17 protein-coding genes are annotated in these 19,079 nt (G+C 66.0%); 2 read left to right on the forward strand and 15 right to left on the reverse strand.

Going from position 1 to position 19,079, the window contains the following annotated elements; genetic code table 11:
* Positions 1 to 496: 496 nt before the first annotated feature.
* The 10 genes from HB681_RS33150 to HB681_RS33195 all read right to left on the reverse strand — a co-directional run bounded on the left by HB681_RS33150 (position 497) and on the right by HB681_RS33195 (position 11,469).
* A complete protein-coding gene (locus HB681_RS33150; protein ID WP_213959139.1) occupies positions 497 to 988 on the reverse strand; it encodes a GNAT family N-acetyltransferase in 492 nt (163 codons plus the stop codon).
* Between the two features lie 235 nt (positions 989 to 1,223).
* Positions 1,224 to 1,853, reverse strand: coding sequence for a 3'-5' exonuclease (locus HB681_RS33155; protein ID WP_213959140.1), 630 nt, complete (start codon positions 1,851 to 1,853; stop codon positions 1,224 to 1,226).
* The gene (locus HB681_RS33160) at positions 1,850 to 3,667 is read right to left on the reverse strand and encodes a DUF294 nucleotidyltransferase-like domain-containing protein (RefSeq protein ID WP_213959141.1); all 1,818 of its coding nucleotides are present in this window, start codon (positions 3,665 to 3,667) and stop codon (positions 1,850 to 1,852) included. Before HB681_RS33160 ends, HB681_RS33155 begins: the two co-directional genes overlap by 4 nt.
* A 210-nt stretch (positions 3,668 to 3,877) precedes the next feature.
* Positions 3,878 to 4,858, reverse strand: coding sequence for an amidohydrolase family protein (locus HB681_RS33165; RefSeq protein WP_213959142.1), 981 nt, complete (start codon positions 4,856 to 4,858; stop codon positions 3,878 to 3,880).
* Positions 4,859 to 4,907: 49 nt separating this feature from the next.
* Entirely contained in the window at positions 4,908 to 5,681 is a 774-nt protein-coding gene (locus HB681_RS33170; protein ID WP_275946423.1) for an amino acid ABC transporter ATP-binding protein, read from the reverse strand.
* Positions 5,682 to 5,697: 16 nt separating this feature from the next.
* Positions 5,698 to 6,852: an amino acid ABC transporter permease gene (locus HB681_RS33175; protein WP_213959143.1), complete on the reverse strand. Its 1,155-nt coding sequence runs from the start codon at positions 6,850 to 6,852 to the stop codon at positions 5,698 to 5,700.
* 1 nt (position 6,853) lies between these two features.
* Positions 6,854 to 8,020, reverse strand: a complete 1,167-nt coding sequence (locus HB681_RS33180) for an ABC transporter permease subunit (protein ID WP_213959144.1) — start codon at positions 8,018 to 8,020, stop codon at positions 6,854 to 6,856.
* A gap of 27 nt (positions 8,021 to 8,047) precedes the next feature.
* On the reverse strand, positions 8,048 to 9,082 hold the full coding sequence (locus HB681_RS33185; RefSeq protein ID WP_213959145.1) for an amino acid ABC transporter substrate-binding protein: 1,035 nt from the start codon (positions 9,080 to 9,082) through the stop codon (positions 8,048 to 8,050).
* A 142-nt stretch (positions 9,083 to 9,224) separates the two neighbouring features.
* Positions 9,225 to 10,190, reverse strand: coding sequence for a tripartite tricarboxylate transporter substrate binding protein (locus tag HB681_RS33190; protein WP_213959146.1), 966 nt, complete (start codon positions 10,188 to 10,190; stop codon positions 9,225 to 9,227).
* Positions 10,191 to 10,209: 19 nt separating this feature from the next.
* Entirely contained in the window at positions 10,210 to 11,469 is a 1,260-nt protein-coding gene (locus HB681_RS33195; RefSeq protein ID WP_213959147.1) for a flavin-dependent oxidoreductase, read from the reverse strand.
* Positions 11,470 to 11,572: 103 nt separating this feature from the next.
* Here HB681_RS33195 and HB681_RS33200 point away from each other — a divergent pair, with 103 nt between their 5' ends.
* Positions 11,573 to 12,478, forward strand: coding sequence for a LysR family transcriptional regulator (locus HB681_RS33200; protein WP_213959148.1), 906 nt, complete (start codon positions 11,573 to 11,575; stop codon positions 12,476 to 12,478).
* A 220-nt stretch (positions 12,479 to 12,698) separates the two neighbouring features.
* On the opposite strand, the gene HB681_RS33205 is transcribed toward HB681_RS33200, so the two are convergent.
* The 5 genes from HB681_RS33205 to HB681_RS33225 all read right to left on the reverse strand — a co-directional run bounded on the left by HB681_RS33205 (position 12,699) and on the right by HB681_RS33225 (position 17,709).
* Positions 12,699 to 14,318, reverse strand: a complete 1,620-nt coding sequence (locus HB681_RS33205) for a SulP family inorganic anion transporter (protein WP_213959149.1) — start codon at positions 14,316 to 14,318, stop codon at positions 12,699 to 12,701.
* Positions 14,315 to 14,977 (reverse strand): ParB-like protein, encoded by a 663-nt coding sequence (locus HB681_RS33210; RefSeq protein WP_213959156.1) that lies wholly within the window; start codon positions 14,975 to 14,977, stop codon positions 14,315 to 14,317. Before HB681_RS33210 ends, HB681_RS33205 begins: the two co-directional genes overlap by 4 nt.
* Positions 14,977 to 15,171 carry a hypothetical protein gene (locus HB681_RS33215; RefSeq protein WP_213959157.1) on the reverse strand — a complete coding sequence of 65 codons (195 nt, stop codon included), beginning with the start codon at positions 15,169 to 15,171 and terminating at the stop codon, positions 14,977 to 14,979. The genes HB681_RS33210 and HB681_RS33215 overlap by 1 nt, the downstream gene beginning before the upstream one ends.
* A gap of 356 nt (positions 15,172 to 15,527) precedes the next feature.
* Complete coding sequence (locus tag HB681_RS33220) at positions 15,528 to 16,592, reverse strand: hypothetical protein (RefSeq protein ID WP_213959150.1); 1,065 nt, start codon at positions 16,590 to 16,592, stop codon at positions 15,528 to 15,530.
* Positions 16,593 to 16,803: 211 nt separating this feature from the next.
* The gene (locus tag HB681_RS33225; RefSeq protein ID WP_213959151.1) at positions 16,804 to 17,709 is read right to left on the reverse strand and encodes a LysR family transcriptional regulator; all 906 of its coding nucleotides are present in this window, start codon (positions 17,707 to 17,709) and stop codon (positions 16,804 to 16,806) included.
* 116 nt (positions 17,710 to 17,825) lie between these two features.
* Here HB681_RS33225 and HB681_RS33230 point away from each other — a divergent pair, with 116 nt between their 5' ends.
* Complete coding sequence (locus HB681_RS33230) at positions 17,826 to 18,572, forward strand: SDR family oxidoreductase (protein WP_213959152.1); 747 nt, start codon at positions 17,826 to 17,828, stop codon at positions 18,570 to 18,572.
* Positions 18,573 to 19,079: the final 507 nt, after the last annotated feature.

A 19,079-nucleotide genomic window follows, 5' to 3' on the forward strand; every position in this document is an offset into this window, starting at 1 on the left:
AATTCGTGTGCGGGGGTGGGTTTGGCCAGAGCGGGTCTTGCCCGCGGACGTTCTCACCGGCCGTCGACACCCATGGCATGCGGTACAGTGGCCGACGTGAAACACCTCAAGCAATTAGTTCTCGTGGGCCTCGTCGCAGCCTTCGGGCTGGCCGTGTTGGCGCCTGCGAGCGCCTGCGCCGCTGCCAAGAAGTGTCACTGGGACAAGAAGACCGGCCGCATGGTCTGCCAGCGCCCAGCCCGTTAACACCTGGAAGACCCCGCGGAAGGAGTGGGCTCGTCGGTCTGCTGAGGGCCGGCTTTGGAGCGCGGCGGCTGCGAAGGACCGAGCCGGGTTCGCTGCCTGTAGGTCCGGCTGCTGCACTGTAGAAGATGCGTGAGAGCGACCGCGCTAACGTTCGAAGCCTCTTCGGCACCGGGTGGCCGCGTAGTCCACGATGTACGAAAAGCCGCCTGCGCTCGGGATTTCGCGAGCATGGCTGGAGCCTCACCTGTCCTCAAAGGTCCATGATCATCTCGTGCCACGACATTCCGCCGTGATCCGAGGGGGAGGGCTTCATGTAACGATAGCCCAGGTGGGTATACAGATCGACGTGTCGTTGCTTGCACATGAGGTGGATGGTCTTCTTCCCCGCCTGGCGCATCTGCTCGACGAAGGTCCGCATCATGATGGTCGCGAAACCGCGGCTTTGATAGGCCGAATCGATGACAACCGACATGACCACGACGTTCGGAGCAGCGGCGTCGTGTCCCACGAGTTCCTTGAACGACTCGTCGGACATCACGACGCTATCGGCGCAGCCGCTATTGATGAAGCCGATAACTCGTCCGTCCAGTTCCATGATCAGGAAGCCTTCCGGGTACTCGGCGATCCGCAGGCCGATCCTGGCCAGCGTGGCGGCTTCGCCGCCCTCGTACGCCGTGCTTTCGATCTCGTAGCAGCGTGCGCCGTCCAGTGAAACAGCCTGGCGAAAAGTGGGGGTGGACATGCGATCTCGATGGCCGCGGACGCGGCAGAACAATGCATCGCGCAATAGTACGGATCGACAGAGAGGCGCGCACTGCATTCTGTTGGCGTGAACTTCGCATTTCCGGACGATTGGCTTGAGTGCTCGCCGCCTTCCATTGGGTGCAGGCACACCGCATCAAGCCGCGATATGCCCCGGAGACCGGGCCTTCGCAGACCGGCGGGTCTTCGATGAATTGCTGTGACCAGGGCCGTGACTACCTCATGTTGCGCAATTTCACGAAAGCCAGCCCCGCCATCACGGCGTCGTTCAGCGCATCGTGCGCATCGCGCAGTGGCAACCCGAGCTCGTTCATGATGGTCGAGAAGCGCAGGTCGATCGTGCCGCCGCGCTCGTGCGCGGGCAACTGCCGGCTCTTGTAGTCGTAGTACATCGCCGAGACCTCGATCTTCGGCTGTGGCAAACGCACGCCGAGCATGGGCCAGATCTCGCGATTGAGCATGGCGACATCGAACGCGAGGTAGTAGCCCACCAGCGGCCGGCTGCCGATGAACTCCAGCACGCGGCGCATCGCAGCCGCCGGGTCCATGCCCATGGCGACGTCCTGCTCGCGCAACCGGTGCACCAGCACGCTCTCGCTCTTCAATGCCCGCTCGGGCCGCACCAGCAGTTCGAGGCGCTGGCTGGTCAGCAGGCGGTTTCCGACGATGCGTACCGCGCCGATCGAAATGATCCTATCGCGCCGCGGGTCGAGGCCGGTGGTCTCGCAGTCCAGCGTGACCCACTCGTTCTCCGGGGGCGCGTCGTACATGAAGGAGAAGCGCGCATCCGCCAGGTGCTGCAGCATCCAGCGGCGGCGCAGTCCGCCGAGCCAGCGCGGCGTCATGCCATTTCCAGGTGGAACTGGTGCCGCAGCAGCACCTTGAAGCGCTTGACGACGGCCAGCGCATCCTTCAGCAGGTCGCGCTCGAGGCTGCTCATCTGGCCGGTCGAGATGGAGCCGCTGACCGCATGGCCGGCATCCAGTTCGGCCAGGCCGGCCGCCAGCTTGAGCCCCATCAGGAAATGCAGGCTGTCGGCCAGGTCGTTCGCGAACGCCTGCGACAGGCGGCCGAGCGCGACCAGGGCGTCGAGTCGGGCCGTGGTGCCGGTGGGCTGGACATGCTCGCGCAGGGCCAGGCTGCGCACGCCGTGCACGATCGGGAAGATGCCCGCCTTCTTCAGGTCGAGTGCGTGCGTGTCGTGTTCGCCGAGCAGCAGGCGATTCCACCAGCTGCCACCCGCGTCGGGGAAGGCATCGATCGCGGCGGCAAAGCGCGCGAGCCAGGCGTCGTCGGACGCGACCAGGCGGTCGACCTGGTTGTGCACGCCGGCCAGCAGCGCCGCGTCACCGGCCACGGCATGCGCGTCGATGAAGATCGCGAGCGCCATCAGGCCGTCGGCGTCGGGCTGCTGCAGCCAGTGGCGCACGACAGCCGCGAAATCGCTCGCGCTGTGCCGCCAGGCCGGACGGCTGACCATGATGCCGCCCGGGCAGTCGGGGTAGCCGAAGTCGCGCAGCGCCGCGGAGAAGCGGCTGCAGGCCTCCTCGACGACGGCTGCATCCACGCCGCAGCCATCGCGCAGGATCAGTCCGTTGTCCTGGTCGGTCTTGAGCAGTTGCTCGCCGCGGCCTTCGCTGCCCATGACGAACAGGCAGCTGTCAGCCAGCAGTTCCGGCGGCGCGATCAACTGCCAGGCGCGCTCGAACAGCTTGGCGTTGAGCGCCTGCACCAGCCTGCCGATCTGGCCGACGCGCGTGCCGCCGCGGTATAGCAGCGCGATGAAGCGCGTGATCTTCCCGGCCTCGATGCGCAGGGCATCCAGGTCTTGCGCCCGCGCGATCTGCACGGTGATCAGGTAGGAGTGGTTCGACAGGAAGCTCAACAGGTCGAGCTGTTCCAGCAGCCCGACGATCCTGCTGCCCTCGGCCACGACGAGGCGGTGCACCTGGTGCTGGATCATGAGTGCCAGGGCATCGAACAGCGGCGCATCGGGCGCGATGCACACCAGCGAGAACGTCGCCGTCTCGCGCACCGGCCAGTCGGCGAGCGGCCGGCCGTCGACCACCGCGCGCTGGAGCCCGGTGTTGGTGAAGATGCCGAGCCGCTCGCCATCGCGAACCAGCACGCTGCTCGAATGCCTCGCCTGCATCACGCGGGCGACCTCGACGATGCTGGTGCCGCCCTCGACGATGTGCGCGGGGCGCAGGAACGCTTCCTCGACGCGCGACATCGCCAGCGCCTGCATTTCGCGCTGGCTGTGGCGTTGCGACAGGGCGCCGAGCTTGCTCGACAGTTCGGAGAACAGCAGCGCGCCGAATCCCGCGTTGCGCGCGATCAGGTCGTTGACGGTGGCCTTGGCCAACTGGTAGGCCAGCACCTCCTCGGCGGCGACGAAGCGGCTGCTGGCGCGGCCGGCGACCAGCGCACGGCCGTCGAAGCAGTCCCTGGGGCCGAAGCTGGCGATGAATTCATGGCCATCGAACTGCGACACGTGCCCCTTGATGACGACGAACAGATGCAGCGGCTCGATGCCGGGCGCCAGCAGCGTCTCGCCTTCGCGGAAGTAGGCGATGTCGACGCTGTCGCGAACCAGGCGTTGTTCGGTGGCATCCAGGCAGTCGAAGGGCGAGGCCGTGAAGTCGAACGCATTGGGCATGGCGCCGATGATCGCGCCGTTCGACCTGCTTGTCAGTGGCCGGAAGCGCCTTCCGCGCCGATGCCTGTTTCGGAGTGCACCTGCTGCTCGGGAAGCCGCCGTGGTCCTGCCTGGCGCGGGCGCCGGGGTCGGGGATGGAGAACAGCCAGATGCCGGCAGGGCCGATGGTTCATCGAGAACCGCCACCGCGGCCTCACTTCAGCCGCGTGCCTACAGTCCGAACACCCGCTGCGCGTTGCCCGAGCGCACCGCTTCGCACTGCGCCTGCGGCAAGGCTCCGGTGTTGGCGAAGGAGCCCTTGGTGTCGTGCACCCAGTGCGGCCAATCCGTGCCGAACATGACGTGGTCGGCACCGACCACCGAGATCAGGTATCGCAGCGCGCCCGGGTCGTAGGTGATGCAGTCGTAGTAGATGTGGCGCAGGTAGTCGGTCGGCTTGCGCTTCATCTGGCGACGAACCGCGAGTTCGACCTCATCGCCCTTCTCGAAGCGGCCGACCAGGTAGGGCAGGGTGCCGCCGCCGTGCGAGGCGATCATCTTGAGGTTGGGGTACTGGTCGAAGAAGCCTTCGAAGATCATCCGCGTGAACGCCAGCGTGGTGTCGAACATGAAACCGACCGACCAGCTCAGGTCGAACTTGGTCATGTCCATCATGTCGACGCCGGGCGGATCGGTCGGATGCACCAGCACCGGCAGGCCGCGCTTGTCGATCTCGGCCCAGATCGGCGCGAACATCGGATCGGTCAGGCTGCGCCCGGCGATGTTGGCAAGCACCATGACGCCCGAGGCACCGTTTCGGCAGGTGCGGTCGAGTTCCTCGATCGCGCGCTGCGGGTACTCCCAGGGCAGGGAGGTGAACCAGCGGATGCGATCCGGGTAGGTGGCCTGCGCCTGGGCCATGTTGTCGTTCGACTCGCGGGCGGCGCGGCAACTGACGTCCTCGTTGCCCCAGTACACGTTGGGGCAGGTCAGCGAGACGATCGAGATGTCGATGCCCGCGGCATCCATGTGCTTGATGCGCAGGTCGTAGTCGAAGTGTCCCGGTTGCGGCAGCACCACCGGCGTGTTGCCGCGGAAGATCTCCTTCTGGCCATCGGGGCGGGTCTGGATGTTGTAGATGCCGCCTTCGCTCTTGAGAAGTTCAAGCCATCGGGTGGTGAACATGTGGGTGTGGACGTCGATCACGGGCATGAGCCGGGTCTCCTGTGTGTTGTTGGAATTGAAAAAGAGAAAGCGCTGTTCAGTGCGGCAGGACCTGGCCGAGGAAAGCCTTGAGCCGTGGGCTCTGCGGCCTGTCGAAGAAGTCGTCCGGCGCCGCGGTCTCGATGATCTGTCCCTGGTCCATGAAGATCACGCGGTCCGCCACGCGCCGCGCGAAGCCCATCTCGTGCGTGACGATCATCATGGTCATGCCTTCGCCGGCCAGGCCTTCCATGGTCTGCAGCACCTCGTTGACCATCTCGGGGTCGAGCGATGCGGTGGGCTCGTCGAACAGCACGACCTGCGGCTGCGTGCAGAGGGTGCGTGCGATCGCGACGCGCTGCTGCTGGCCGCCCGAGAGTTGCGCGGGATGCTTGTGCGCGTGGGCCAGCAGGCCGACCCGCTCCAGGTAGTGCATCGCGCGCTCGTGGGCTTCGCGGCGGCTCACGCCGTGGCCCCACACTGGCCCGACGGTCAGGTTCTGCAACGCGGTCATGTGGGGAAACAGGTTGAACTGCTGGAACACCATGCCGACGCGCCGGTTCAGCGCCAGCCGGGCCGCGCGCGTGATCGCATCGGCTCCAACGTCAACGCCGCAGACATGCAGCCTTCCTTGCTGGAAAGGCTCGAGCAGGTTCACGGTGCGCACCAGCGTCGACTTGCCTGAGCCGGAAGGGCCGCAGACCACGATGCGCTCGCCCGGAGCCACCAGCAGGTTGATGTCGCGCAACGCGTGATAGTCGCCGTACCACTTGTTGATGCCGTCCATGCGCACCATGGGCGGACTCGTCGCACCGGAAATCGTCGTCGTCATTGCGGGTGTCATGCGATCAGCCCTTGCCCTCGAGGCGGCGGCTGTAATGCGAGAGTCCATAACAGACCAGGAAGTAGGCCAGGGCCAGGAAGACGTGGCCCGATGTGAGGATGTTGGAGTCGCCGGTCCAGTCGGGCGACTTGGCGCCGTTCTCCACCGCGCCGAGGAAATCGTTGACACCGATCACCGACAGCAGCGTGGTCTCCTTGATCACCGCGATCATGATGTTCACCAGCGCCGGCACCACGGCCCGCACGGCCTGCGGTAGCACGACCAGGGCCAGTGTCGCGGCGCGGCCCAGCCCGATGGTGGTGGCGGCCTCGATCTGGCCGCGGCCGACGAGTTGCAGTCCACCGCGAAACACTTCGGCGGCCATGGCGGCATTGAAGAGGGTGAAGGCCGCCAGTGCGCGCAGGAACAGGTCCGGCTTCCATCCCGTGGGCAGGAACATCGGCAGCAGCGTGGCCGCGATGAACAGCACGACCAGCAGCGGCACCGAGCGCATGCCCTCGACGAAGGCCGTGCACAGCCAGCGCACCACCGGCAGCGATGAGCGGCGGCCCAGCGCAAGCGCGAGGCCGAGCGGCAGCGCCGTCGCGAAGGTGGCGAGCGTGGCCACGAGCGTCAGCAGCAGCCCGCCCCAGCGCGTCGGCGGCACGAAAGGCAGCGGGCCACCGCCGAGCAGCAGCAGGAAGAAGGCTGCCGGCAGAAGCAGGAAGCCGAACAGCACGCCGCGCAGGTCGGCGCTGTGCGGGCGCCGCATCACCCAGGTCCAGAACACCGCGAAGGCGGCGAAGCAGGCCCACGGACGCCAGAGCTGGCCAGAAGGATAGTCGCCCACCAGCCAGGGCTTCCAGCGCGCAATGACGAAGGCCCAGCAGGCGCCCTGGTTGTCGGGGCAGGCCTGGCTCGAACTGCCGAGCCAGTGGGCGTTGAGCACGGCCCATTCGATGAAGCGCCATGCGAGCGGGATGAAGAGCACAGCCAGCAGCAGGAGCAACAGCGTCATCTGCGGGCTGGAGAACCATGCGCGGCGCCAGCGCGTGACCGCGGGGACGGTCACGACCGGCGCCGGGCGCGCATCGACCAGGGATGAACGCGCGAAACGATCGACGGGCAAGCCTGTGCGCGTCAGCGCAGCATCTGTCGTTGGCGCGGCGGTCGGCTCCATCTCAACGGCTCTCGGCTTTCAGCAGTCGCCGGCTGGCGAAGTTCACCAGGAGCGCGATCACGAGATTGATGGCCGCATACAGGACGACGACGAGCGCCATCGCCTCCAGCGCCTGGCCGGTCTGGCTCAGCACCGTGCCGCCCACGATCTGCATGATGTCCGGGTAGCCGATCGCGGCGGCCAGCGAAGAGGCCTTGGCCAGTGTCTGGTACTGCCCCGCCGCCGGCGGCAGCGCCAGGCGCATGGCCTGCGGCAACGTCACCAGCAGGGCGGCGCGCGCGCCGGTCAGGCCGACGGTGGCGGCCGCCTCGGCTTGGCCGCGCGGCACCGACAGGATGCCCGCGCGAAAGATCTCGGCCAGGAAGGCACCGTTGTAGATCGACAGGCCCAGGGTCAGCGCGATCAGCTCCGGCAGCAGCACGAAACCGCCGCCCACGTTGAAGCCTTCCGCAGCCGGACGGTCGAGCCCGAATTGCCCGTGCATGAGTGCCAGCGGCGCGAGGCACAGCGCCACCAGCGCGACGGCACAGCCGGCGAGGACACGCGGCCCGGCGCGCTCGCGAAGCCCGGCGCGCACTGCGTGGAACAACGCAATGAATACGAGCAACGCCGCGCCCGAGGCCCATGCGGCGGTTGGCGTCATCAGCAGCCGAGGCAGGAAGAGGCCCCGGTTGTTCAGCAGGATCGCGCCGAACGCCAGGCTCTCCGCCACGCCCGGCAACAGCGCCAACGCGGAGAAGTACCAGAAGAAGATTTGCAGCAGCATCGGGATGTTGCGAAACACCTCGACATAGAGCGTCGAGGCGCCGCGGATCAATGGATGCGCACTCAGCCGCCCGAAGGCAACACACAGTGCGATCAGGGTGGCGAGCAGGCTGCCCACCGCGATCACCAGCAGCGAGTTGAGCGTGGCAACGACGATCGCATCCCGGTAGCTGGAAGCAGGACCGAAGGGAATCATCGCCTGCGCAATCTCGAAGCCGGCCTCGCTCCTGAGGAAGCCGAAGCCCATCGACACGCCGAGCGAACGCGCGTTGCCGATGAAGTTCGAGATGCCGTGCCGCAGAAGCCAGGCCACCACGGCCAGCAGCAGCAATTGGCCAACGTAGCCCGGCAGGCGATCGGTCGAGAAGGCGCGAGCCAGGCTCGCGCGCGGGCGTACCGTCATGCGGTCAAGCGCTCTGGCTCCAGGGGGTCAGCGGACCGGGATCGCCATCATGAGACCGCCGTTCGCGACCAGCGCATTGCGTCCCCGATCAAGCCGCAGCGGCGTCTTCGGTCCGACGTTGCGGTCCCAGATCTCGCCATAGTTGCCTACGGCCTTGATAGCCTGGTAGGCCCAGTCGGCGGACAGGCCCATCTTCGCGCCGAAGTCGCCCGTCACGCCCAGCAGTCGCTGCGCATCGGGACTCTGCGAGCTGCGCTGCGCATCGACGTTGGCCTGCGTGATGCCTTGCTCCTCGGCGGCCACCAGCGCGTTGAGCGTGAAGCGCACGACCGCCTCCCAGCGCGGCTGGCCCTGCGCGACGATGGGGCCGATCGGCTCGTTGGAAACGGTCTCGGCCAGCACCTTGAATTCATCCCGGTTGGGCAGGGCCGCCAGCCGCGCCGCCAGCCCGGAACGGTCGTTGATGGCGGCGTCGCAGCGCTTGCCCACGAAGGCATCCCAAGCCTGTTCCTGCGAGGCGAAGGTCACGATCTTGTACTTGAGGTTGTGCGACCGGAAGTAGTCCGCCACGATCAGTTCCGAGGTGCTGCCCTGGGCGGTGCAGATGGTGGCGTTGTTCAGGTCGGCGAGCTTGCTGGCCTTCGACTTGACGGTGACGGCGAAGCCCTGGCCGTCGAAGAACATCACCTTGGCGAACTTCATGCCGCTCACGTCGCGGCTCTGGGTCCAGGTGAAGCGGTGCGTCAGCACGTCGACGGCGCCGGTGGGCAAGCCGGCAAAAGCGGTCTTCAGGTCCATCGGCACGAGCTGGATCTTGCTCGCGTCGCCGAGCGCTGCGGCGGCGATTGCCTTGCAGGTGTCGATGTCGAAACCCTGGCGCTTGCCCGCGTTGTCCTCGGCCGAAAAGCCGGGCGCGGCCAGCGTCACGCCGCACTTGACCACGCCATGAGCCTTGACCTCGTCGAGCACGTCGGCCCGCGCCGCACCGGCCAGCGCCGCGCACGCGGCGAACCCCACGACGAGGGGACGGATCGAGATTGAGTTGACGCCTTGGATCTTCATTGCTTGTCTCTTGCTGGTCTTGTTGTGATGGGACCGCCCGTCGGCGGTCCCGAGGTGATCTGGCGAGTTGCCCGGGGGCTGCCGCTCGCCAGCGGCGGCAGTGTAGCGGCAGTGCCCCACCGCGTTGTCGGGGTGCGATTCATCATTCCGCAGAGATGCCACCGCGCTTCACCACGTCGGCCCAGCGCCTGGCATCCTTGTCGATCAGCTCACCGAATGCCGCGGGCGTCGAGGTGGCCGGCACCATGCCCTGCGCCTCGAAAGCGGTCGCCACCTGCGGTAGTGCGAGCACTTTGCCGATCTCCGCGTTGAGCCGCTCGATGACAGCCGGCGCCGTTCCCTTGGGCGCCAGCACGCCGTACCACATGTCGAGGTTGCCGATCTTCACGCCGGCCTCGGCCAGCGTCGGCACGTTGGGCAACTGCGGCACGCGCTTGTCGCTGCCCGTCGCGATCGCCACCAGCCTGCCGGCCTGGATCTGCTGAAGCGCGACGTGAACCGGCAGGAACATGTAGTCGATGCGCCCGCCCAGCAGATCCGTTACCGCGCCCGCCGTGCCCTTGTACGGAACATGCAGCATGTCGGCGCCGGTGCTCTGCAGCAACAGCGCCATCGACAGGTGGTGCGGCGTGCCGACCCCCGGCGTGGCATAGCTGAGCTTGCCCGGCGCAGCCTTGGCGGCCGCGACCATCTGGCCCACCGTGGTCGTCTTCTGCACGTTCGGGTTGGTAACCAGCAGCAGCGTGCCCCAGGAGGTCTGCGACACCGGAGCAAAGTCCGTCACCGGATCGTAGGCCAGCGACTTGTAGAGGCTGCGGTTCATGACAAGCGTATTGACCTGCACCAGCAGTGTGTAGCCATCGGGCTTGGCACGCGCGACCTTTTCGCTGCCGATGTTGCCGCTGGCGCCGGCAACGTTCTCGACGATCACCGGCTGCCCGAGCGCGGCCGGCAGGCGCGCCGACAACTCGCGCGCGACGAGGTCGATGCCGGTGCCGGGGGTGTAGGGGACGACCAAAGTGATCGATTGCTCGGGCCAGGCTTGTGCAGTCGCTGCGCCAGCCCACAGGAACAGGGCCGCGAGGAATCGGAAGAGATGTCGTTGCATGTCGGTTCCTTCCGGTGCTTCAGATGAAGGACGGGCGGGCTTTCAAACGGGTCGGGTCGTAGCCGGCGACGCGCTTGTAGTTGTCCGAGATGGCCTGAAGTTCCGCCTGGCTGACGATCTCCTCGAGCCGCTCGAAGCGCTTGCCGCCGGAGCGTTCGTAGACCTCGCGCAGGATGGCGTCCGGCGGATTGCTGCGATTGGTCAGCACGACCGCGGTGGTCGCCTTGACGCGGGCTGCGTCATAGGCCTCCAGCGCGTTCGCGCCCACGCCTTCCGTGCGCAACGCGCCGGCCAGCACGCGCGCATCGATGATGGCCTGCCCGGCGCCATTGGAGCCGCGCGGCACCATGGGGTGCGCCGCGTCGCCGAGCAAGGTGAGCCGCCCGTGCGTCCACCGGGGCAATGGATCCTGGTCCACCATCGGGTATTCGAGAATGGCATCGGACGAGCGGATCAGCGCGGGCACGTCGAGCCAGTCGAAATGCCAGTCCTCGAAGGCGGGCAGGAAGTCCTCGAGACGACCAGGACGACTCCAGTCCTGCTGCGCCGGCCGCGGCGCGCGGATTTCGGCGACCCAATTGACGAGTTGATTTCCCGCGTCATCGATATCGTTGCGGATCGGGTAGATGACCATCTTGCCGAGGTCGAGCCAGCCCGCGCGCACCATGCTCGCCCCCGACAGGAAAGGCTTGTGCCTGGCCGTGCCGCGCCACATGTTGACGCCGGAATATCGCGGCGCGCCTTCAGCCGGATAGAGTTGCCGGCGCAGCGCCGAATGGATGCCGTCGCAACCCACTGCGACGGCGCCGCGCACGGTGGAAATTCGGGAACCGTCCGGCGCGCTGAAATGCGCTGTGATGCCGTCGGCATCCTGGTCGACGCCGATGCAGCGATGGCCGCAGGCGACGCTGCGAGGACCCAGGCGTTCGAGCGTGGCCGCCAGCAGCAGGGCATGCAGGTCGCCCCGATGGATCGAGTACTGGGGCCAGTCGTAGCCAGCGTCGATGCCGGCCGCTTCACGGAACACCAGTTGTCCGTGGGCATTGAAAAACACGGATTCGCGGGTGCGCACGCCGACCGCGTCGAGTTCGGCCTGCAGCCCCAGTTCCCACAATTCCCGCGCGGCGTGGGGAAGCAGGTTGATGCCGACGCCGAGCGGCTTGAGCTCTGGCACCGCCTCGTAGACGCGGCAGCCGATACCGGCCTGGTGCAGGCTCAGCGCAAGGGTCAGGCCGCCGATGCCGGCGCCCAGCACGATGACGTCAGTGGAGGGGCTCATGTCTGCGGTGTGTCTTCAGCTTGTCTGCGGGGGATCCGGCATTAGAGTGAATTCGTAACCATTTGAGAAATTTAGATGTCTGATGAATTCATAATGAAAGGGTATGAATCTGTCCGTCCGCCAGATGCGTGCCTTCCTGCATGTCGCGCGCATCGGAAACTTCACACGCGCCGCCGAGCAGGCCCACATGACCCAGGCCGGCCTGAGCACGCTGGTCCGTGAAATGGAACGCATGCTGGGCTGCCGCCTGTTCGACAGGACCACCCGCATGGTCGGCCTCACCGCCGCGGGCCAGCGCCTGCTGCCTGTGGTCGAGCGCGTACTGACCGATCTGGACGATGTCACCTCCCGGCTCGGCGTCGAGGGCAAGGAGGCACGCCAGACCCTGCGCATCGCCGCGACACCGCTGGTGTCGTCCCATCTGCTGCCCCAGGTGTTCCGCGATTTCCGGCTGAGCCATCCGACCGTGAGCCTGCGGCTCTTCGATGCCGACCTGCGCGATGTCGAGGCGATGGTTGCGAGCGGCGAGGCCGATCTCGGGCTCGGCTTCTTCTTCAAGGCCGCTTCGGGCCTGGAGCGCAGGCCGATAGGGCGCTTTCACCTGATGCGGGTTGCGCCTTCGGCTTCGCAAGAGGTGCAGGCGGCGACGGGCACGGCGCCATGGACCGCGCTGCGGTCGGTCGAACTCCTGGGCTTGCCGCCGGGCAATCCGATCCAGAAGGTGATCGACGTGCACCTCGGCACGATTGGCCGCGCGGACGCGCAGCGCCAGTCCTTCAACTTCCTCGGCACGCTGATCTCGATGGTCGAGGCCGGCTTCGGCACGGCGATCATGCCGACCTTCGCGACCGCCGCATGCCGGCGCCACCGCGTGCAGACCGATGTGCTGTTGAAGCCGAAGGTCAGCATGGATTTCTTTCGCATCAGCAAGCGCGGTGCGCGCGACAGCGACGCCATGGCCGACTTCGTGGCAACGCTGGAAGAGGCGTTGCCGGCGCTGTCTCGCTGAGCGCGACAGCTGCCCGCAAAACGTTGCATTTCGGGCGCGCTGCACTTGGCCAGCTTCGAGAAATGACCCGCCATGCGCCAAGACGACCGCGGACGATGGACAGAGCACCCGGGCTGCGCTAGCTTGGGCACACGCTGCAGAACATGGTCGCACTCCAACGATCCGTCAGCACATCTTCCCAGCGCAGCACTGATCGGCGATCGATGCACCGAGTCAGGCTCTACGACTGCATCGCGTCATCCACGCTCCACGCCGCATACGTATCCGCTGCGAGGTCCGGTGAGTGCACGCGGTCGAGAACATCGCGCACGGCGTCCTTGACGCGCGCGAGCTTGAGTTGCATGCCGCGCGCGCGCACCCAGATCGCGAATTCGCAAAGCGCCTCGATGCTCGTGCCGTCGAGGTCGGGTGACTCTTCCAGGCTCAGCACGATCCGCCTTGTACCGACTTGCCCGGCGGCACGTTGGCGGATGGCGGCAAACACCGCGTCGGCGTTGCCGAAGAACAGCGGCACCTCGGGGCGTGCGATCAAGCCATCGGTCGGCGCGATGGCGTCAGGGTGGCGTGCCATGTCAACATAGTCGTGACCGTCGCCAAGGCGCCCGAGCCAGCTCACGCTGGTCCGCGCAAAGCCGTGCAGCAACATTGCCAGGCTGACGCCAATCGCCACCAGCAGCCCGTCCAGCACGCCGAACAGCAGCACCGCCGCAACCGCCACGAGGGCAGTGAGGCGGTCACGCTTCCAGTGGAAGTAGGGACGCAGCGCGGCAGGACTCAGGGTGTGAGCGACAGCATGGATGACGATGGCCGCCAGGATCGGCTCCGGCGTATGTGCAATCCAGGGCAACAAGGTCAGTACCGCCACCAATACCGTTGCGCCAGCCGCCAGCCCGGCGGCGCGACTCTGCGCGCCCGCGGCTTCGTTGGCAGATGTGGCCGAGTAGCCAGCACCCACAGGCATTCCCCGGAACAGGCCCGAGGCAAGGTTCGCCGCGCCAAGGGCCAACAGGTCGCGGTTGGCGGAAACTTCATCCCCGTGGCGCAGCGCAAAGGTGCGAATCGATCCATAGGACTCCGCATAGAGGATGAGCGCCACGGCAAATGCAAGTTCACCAAGCTTGACCCATTGCTCTGCAGCGAGCGACGGCAGGCCCGGGTGGCTGAAGTCGATGCTGAAGGGGCCGACAGCGGCGATGCCCCAGGTGTGGCTCTGGCCGCTGACATCGAAGGCGATGCCCGCCGCGATCACCAGGAGCGCGGCCGGCACGGCCCGCCATCGCCCGAGTGCGCGAAGCAGCGTCAAGGCCAGCAGCGCCATGATCGCCCCCGCCCAGTTCCACTGCCGCCAGCTCGCAGCCAGGTCCCTGGCCAGCCGAAAGAAGTCGCCGTGGGCAGTTGGAACGGCGAGCACCTTGGGCAACTGCTTGAGCACGATGGTCATCGCCAACCCCAGTGCGAAACCGCGCAGCACCGGCTTGGCGATCAGGCTCGAAACGGCGCCCAGTCGCAGCAGCCCGGCTGCGATGAAGAACACGCCCGCCAGCAGCACGATGCCCGCACCAAGCGCCAGCCGCGTCGCCGGATCTGCCCCGGTGAGCGAGGTCGTCGCGGCGGCGAGCACGGCAGCCGACGATGATGTGGCGGAAACGATGGCGAAGCGGCTGCTGCCCAGCAGTCCGTACACGAGCAGGCCCGCGAAAAGCGCCATCACGCCCGCTTGTGGCGGCAGTCCCGCAATGCTTGAGTAGGCCACCGCCTCCGGCAACAGCAGGCCTGCGATCGACAGGCCTGCGATCAGGTCGGCGGCCCCGGGTTTCCCAGCGTTGGCGAGTGCGCTCAAGTGGCGTTGCCGATGCTGGCAGACAAGTTTGCCGCAGTCGTCACGCCGGTCCACCCGGGCAGGCAGCGTGCGGCCGGCCCGCGCGCCAGTGCGACCGCTTGTTGTACCGCCTCGGGCAGCAACGTGCCGTCGCTGCCCCTTTCGAGAGTCTTGACGGGAATCTGGGGCCGGAAGAAATCGGCCCAGAGAAACTCGGCGAACGGTGCCGCGTCCTTGGCATAGCCACCCGCGTTTCGGACGAAGCCGGCCAAGCTGCGATAGGGGTCGTTGCGCAGCTTGGCGATCTTCGAAGGAATTGCGTCATATCCGCGGCGCTTGCCTGTCTCGTCGTACGGATGCGCCCACCGATGAAACTCCATCAAGCGCCAGAAGTTCTCTCCGGCGACTTCGGAGAGATCGTCCAGCGGCATGACCCAGACCGATTCGACGCGCTCTTCGTGCAGCGCCACGCCCAGATGATGATGGTCGACGATGTAGAAGCGCCCGTTCGGTCCCTTGACGGCCGGGAACCAATGGGCGGCCAGCGTTCGATCGCGCTCCTTGCGCTTGAGTTGCGCCCATTGCGCGCGCTTGGCGACCACTTCCGCTCGGCCCACGGTAATCTGCGTCGGATGCAGGTCCGCAAGGGCGGCTTGAATCAAGTGTTGGTGCGAGGACATCAGGCCTGCGCAGGGACCGACGGCATCGGCCCAAGGCGCTTCATCGTATGCGTCATCCCTGCGCGGTCCGGCGGGTCGGCCGCGCCAGCGATCGTCGCGATCTTGCGGTTGTACTGCGCGAACGTGCACGACGTGTTGATCCCTGGTGAGCGCGCGTCCACGCCATCCAGGGCACTGAAGACAAAGTGCATCATCACCTCACTCTTGAAAACCGCGTGGCTCGCGAACCGTTCGCAGGTGCGTCTTCGAAGATTTGCAGCGACGCCACGTTCGAGGACTGCCTCGCGCCCGGCACGGCAGGCGACGGGGCATTCCTGCTTTCTTTTCGTACAGTTGCCGGCGCCGATTATGTTGCTGGCGCGCCTGCACTACAAGGACGATATGCTTGCCCGACCGCGGCTTCGCGCGCGAGTGCGGGCTCTCTGGTGCAAGTGCTTGCGACGAGAATCTTGCCGACTTTGCCTGTGGCTTGCGATGTTCGGGTTGGTGCGGGCCTTGGCGGTGGCCGGTTGGTCCAAAGTCTGTTGCTGGCCGCTCTTGCCACGCGTCGCTATGACAACAGTTCGCGGCAGTCCAAGTCGTCGACGGCCATGCAGACGCGCTCAAAATTGTTCCACCAAATGACTGGAGGAATGCCGTTTGCGTGCTGCCAGATCGGTGTCGCGATCAGCCAGAGTGCCGACAGCCTGTAGTCATCCTGCAATGCGCGCCTGTCATAGCCTTGCACGCCCCGAGCCACAAGCTCTTCATGAAAGCAGTCGAGGAGGCGCAGCTCGAAACGCTGACGCAACTCGGGATACCACTGCTGGGCCATCATGCAAGCGAGGTCGTCCGAACCGGTATTCACTTGCCAGGCATCCCAATCGAACAACCTGCCACCGTCTTTCGCGCCATCCTTCGGCAAGAAGCAGTTCCAGACATGCGCGTCGCCTTGAATGATCGTCATGTTGCGCCGCGACAGGTATCTTTGCGCCAGGTGCGGCGCAGAATCGAACAATCTTTCGCAAAGGGACCGCCGCTCGAGAGACAACCGATCGCCCATCTCATCCGCGAATCGGGAGAAGTGAGCGACCATCGCCTTCGTTGCCTCTTCATGGGCACGAGCATCCTGCCACGTACCTATGGCCACGCCGAGACGAGGATCGTCCCAGAATGCGGCTTGACAACGGGCGCGCATTCGAATGACCGACTCGCTTTGCGCGAAGTCAGGCGGCAGAGGCCAGCGTGTCGCGATGAAGTGCGAATCCGTCAAGTCTTCCAGCAGCAAGTGCCACGTCCCGGTGTCGCCATTCCAATGGGCGGCGAAGCAACGAGGCACGATGCCGGGAGGCATCAAGGGAGCAACATCTCGGTAGAAGGCTACCTCGTGCTTGCCGCCGGCCCACGGGCCGCCAGGTCGATCCGCAAGGCCAGCTTTCAATATCAAGGTGGCGGGCGCTTTGGACACAGCGCCCGTGTATGCGAGGCGCAACCTGAAAATGTGTGACAACACCGTCGCATACGATGCTTCGGTCGACACCCCGGTGACGCTCCTTCCGTCAAGCACGCCCGCTTTGCACAGCGCTTCTTCGAGGCTGGCTCGCTCGGCGAAATCGGGCAGGGAAGAGGGCGTCATCTCACGGGGTTGATCTATGGTGCAGTCTAATGTCGGCTCATCATTCCGACCGATTGTTGACGCCGCCGGGTCAATGCGCACGCGCTCACGACGGCTTTGTTGTGAGCCAGTGACGAATGCCGGGCCCTGGCCGGGACTATCCCGCGGAAGTGTTTCGAAGCCACAGGATCGGCCATGAGCGGAACGTCGTAAACGTCCGCTTCACCGCGATTCAACGATGCTTTCTTGAAACGCGGGCGATCAATTCATCGAGCCTGGACAAGAAGAGCTTCAAGGTCGGGGATGCATTTGCCTTGTGGTGCGCCACCATCAAAGGGATCTTTGGAGCGTCGCCGCCCTTGATCGGGCGCGCGACAACCGACCAGGGCAGAAAGTTCTCGGCATAGATGGGTAGCAGGGCGAACCCACGCGTCGATGCGACCAGCGAAATCGCCATCGCCAGGTTGTCGGCTTCATGGTGAAGCTTGACGTCCAGCCCCGCGCGATCAACGTAGTCGTCAATGACGATTCGCAGGGCCGGCGCGGTACCGGAGACGTTGATGAACGGCTCGCCGGCAAGCGCTGCCGGGTCGATCGCCTTGCGCGAAGCCAGAGGGTGATCGCTCGGCAGCACGACGACCAGCGGTTCGTCGACCACGACGCGGAACACAAGATCGCCGGCGCCTTGCTCGGGCCGCATGAACGCGGCATCGAGCGTTCCATTCAGCAGTCCTTTCGCCAGATCGGGCGAGAACTGGCTCGACACGGTGACGTCGAGTCTTGGCAACTCGTCGCGCAGCACATGCATCGCCTCGGGCAGCCAGTCCATCTCCTGGCCGGTGAGGAAACCCAGCGCGAAGGTGGCCTTCGGGGGCTGCGCGGCGCGGCGTGCCGCGAGGCCTGCCGCTTCGACCTGAGACAACGCCAGCCGCGCGTGGTCGAGAAAGGCACGGCCGGCCGCGGTGAGCTCGATGCCTCGCGCACCGCGCGTCATCAACGGCGTGCCGACCTCATATTCCAGGTCGCGCAACTGCCGGCTCAACGAGGGCTGCGCGGTATGCAGCCTTTGCGTTGCTGCGACAGTCATGCTGCCCGCTTCGGCAACGGCGACGAAGTAGCGAAGGTGGCGAAGTTCCAATGGCGCTCCCATGCTTTCAAGGTATGGCAGCCAGCTTACAAAGTCTTTGTGCAACCCGCAAGGTGGCCATAAATTCCTCTCATCCGCAGCGATGCTGCAACAACCAGGAATGAATCATGACCTACCTCACAGGCAAGACCGCTCTCGTCACCGGTGCCTCCCGCGGCATGGGCAAGTCCGCCGCGCTGGCGCTCGCCAAAGCCGGCGCCCAGGTGCTTGTCCACTACGGCCGCGGCGCCGAAGAAGCAAACGCAGTCGTCGCTGAAATCCGCAAGGCTGGCGGCAAGGCCGACGCGGTTGCCGCCGACATGAGCGCGGCTGACGGTGCGCACCAGCTCGCGCGCCACGTACGCGAAGTGATCGGTGGCCGGCTCGACATACTGGTCGCGAACGCCGGCATCTCCGTCGGGGCGGCGATCGAGGACACGACCGTCGAGGACTTCGACCGCATGTTCGCGGTCAACGTGCGCGCGCCTTACTTCCTTGTCCAGCAGTTGCTGCCCATTCTCGGCAAGGGCAGCAGCGTGGTGCTGCTGTCATCGTTGGCCGCGCATGCGTCTGTCGGCGCGTTGTCGGCCTATGCCGCGACCAAGGGCGCGATCGACACGCTGGTCAAGCACTTCGCGTCGGCACTCGGCGAGCGCGGCATCCGCGTCAACGCGGTCGCCCCGGGAGTGGTCGACACCGACATGTCGAAGTTCGCGCGCACCGACGCGGGCCGCGATTTCACGTTGGGAATGCAGGCGCTGAAGCGCATCGCGCAGCCCGACGACATCGGCGATGTCGTCGCCTTCCTGGCCTCCGACGCGTCGCGCTGGATCACCGGCGACACCCTGCGCGTCGATGGCGGCTCGAAGCTTTGAGCCGGGAACCTCGCATCAGAAGGATCAAATCATGCAGAGGCGCTCACGCGCGTTCTGCGCATGGTTGCTGGCACTCCAAATGCACGGCGACATCGCGGCGGACGACGTACGCAAGTTGGTCCATGGCTCGGTCAGTCTTGCAGACCTGGACCGATGATCTCAATGGCATTTTTGTCGTGCTCAAGGATCCGGTTGCCAATGCCGGTAGCGGGCCTCACAATCCGCCCGCTCTGCAACGCGGGTTGTTGAGTCCAGCGAATGTGTCCGCCTGGGCTCGTCGGCACGCATCTGTTGATTGCCTGAGGACGACGCACGAATTCACGACTTTTGACGCAGCTGGCGCCACTCCTGATGTCTGCTTTGCTGGCGGCCTGCGCCAGTGGGCCGGGCGCTGGACCTCAAGACTCACTTGCCCGTATCGGCCAGTCCCAGACCCTCAAGCTGGGCTATCGGGAGGATGCAAAGCCGTTCTCGTTCAAGGGCGCTGACGGTGCACCGACAGGTTAG

The organism is Variovorax sp. dw_954 (assembly GCF_018449755.1).
GTDB lineage: Bacteria > Pseudomonadota > Gammaproteobacteria > Burkholderiales > Burkholderiaceae_C > Variovorax.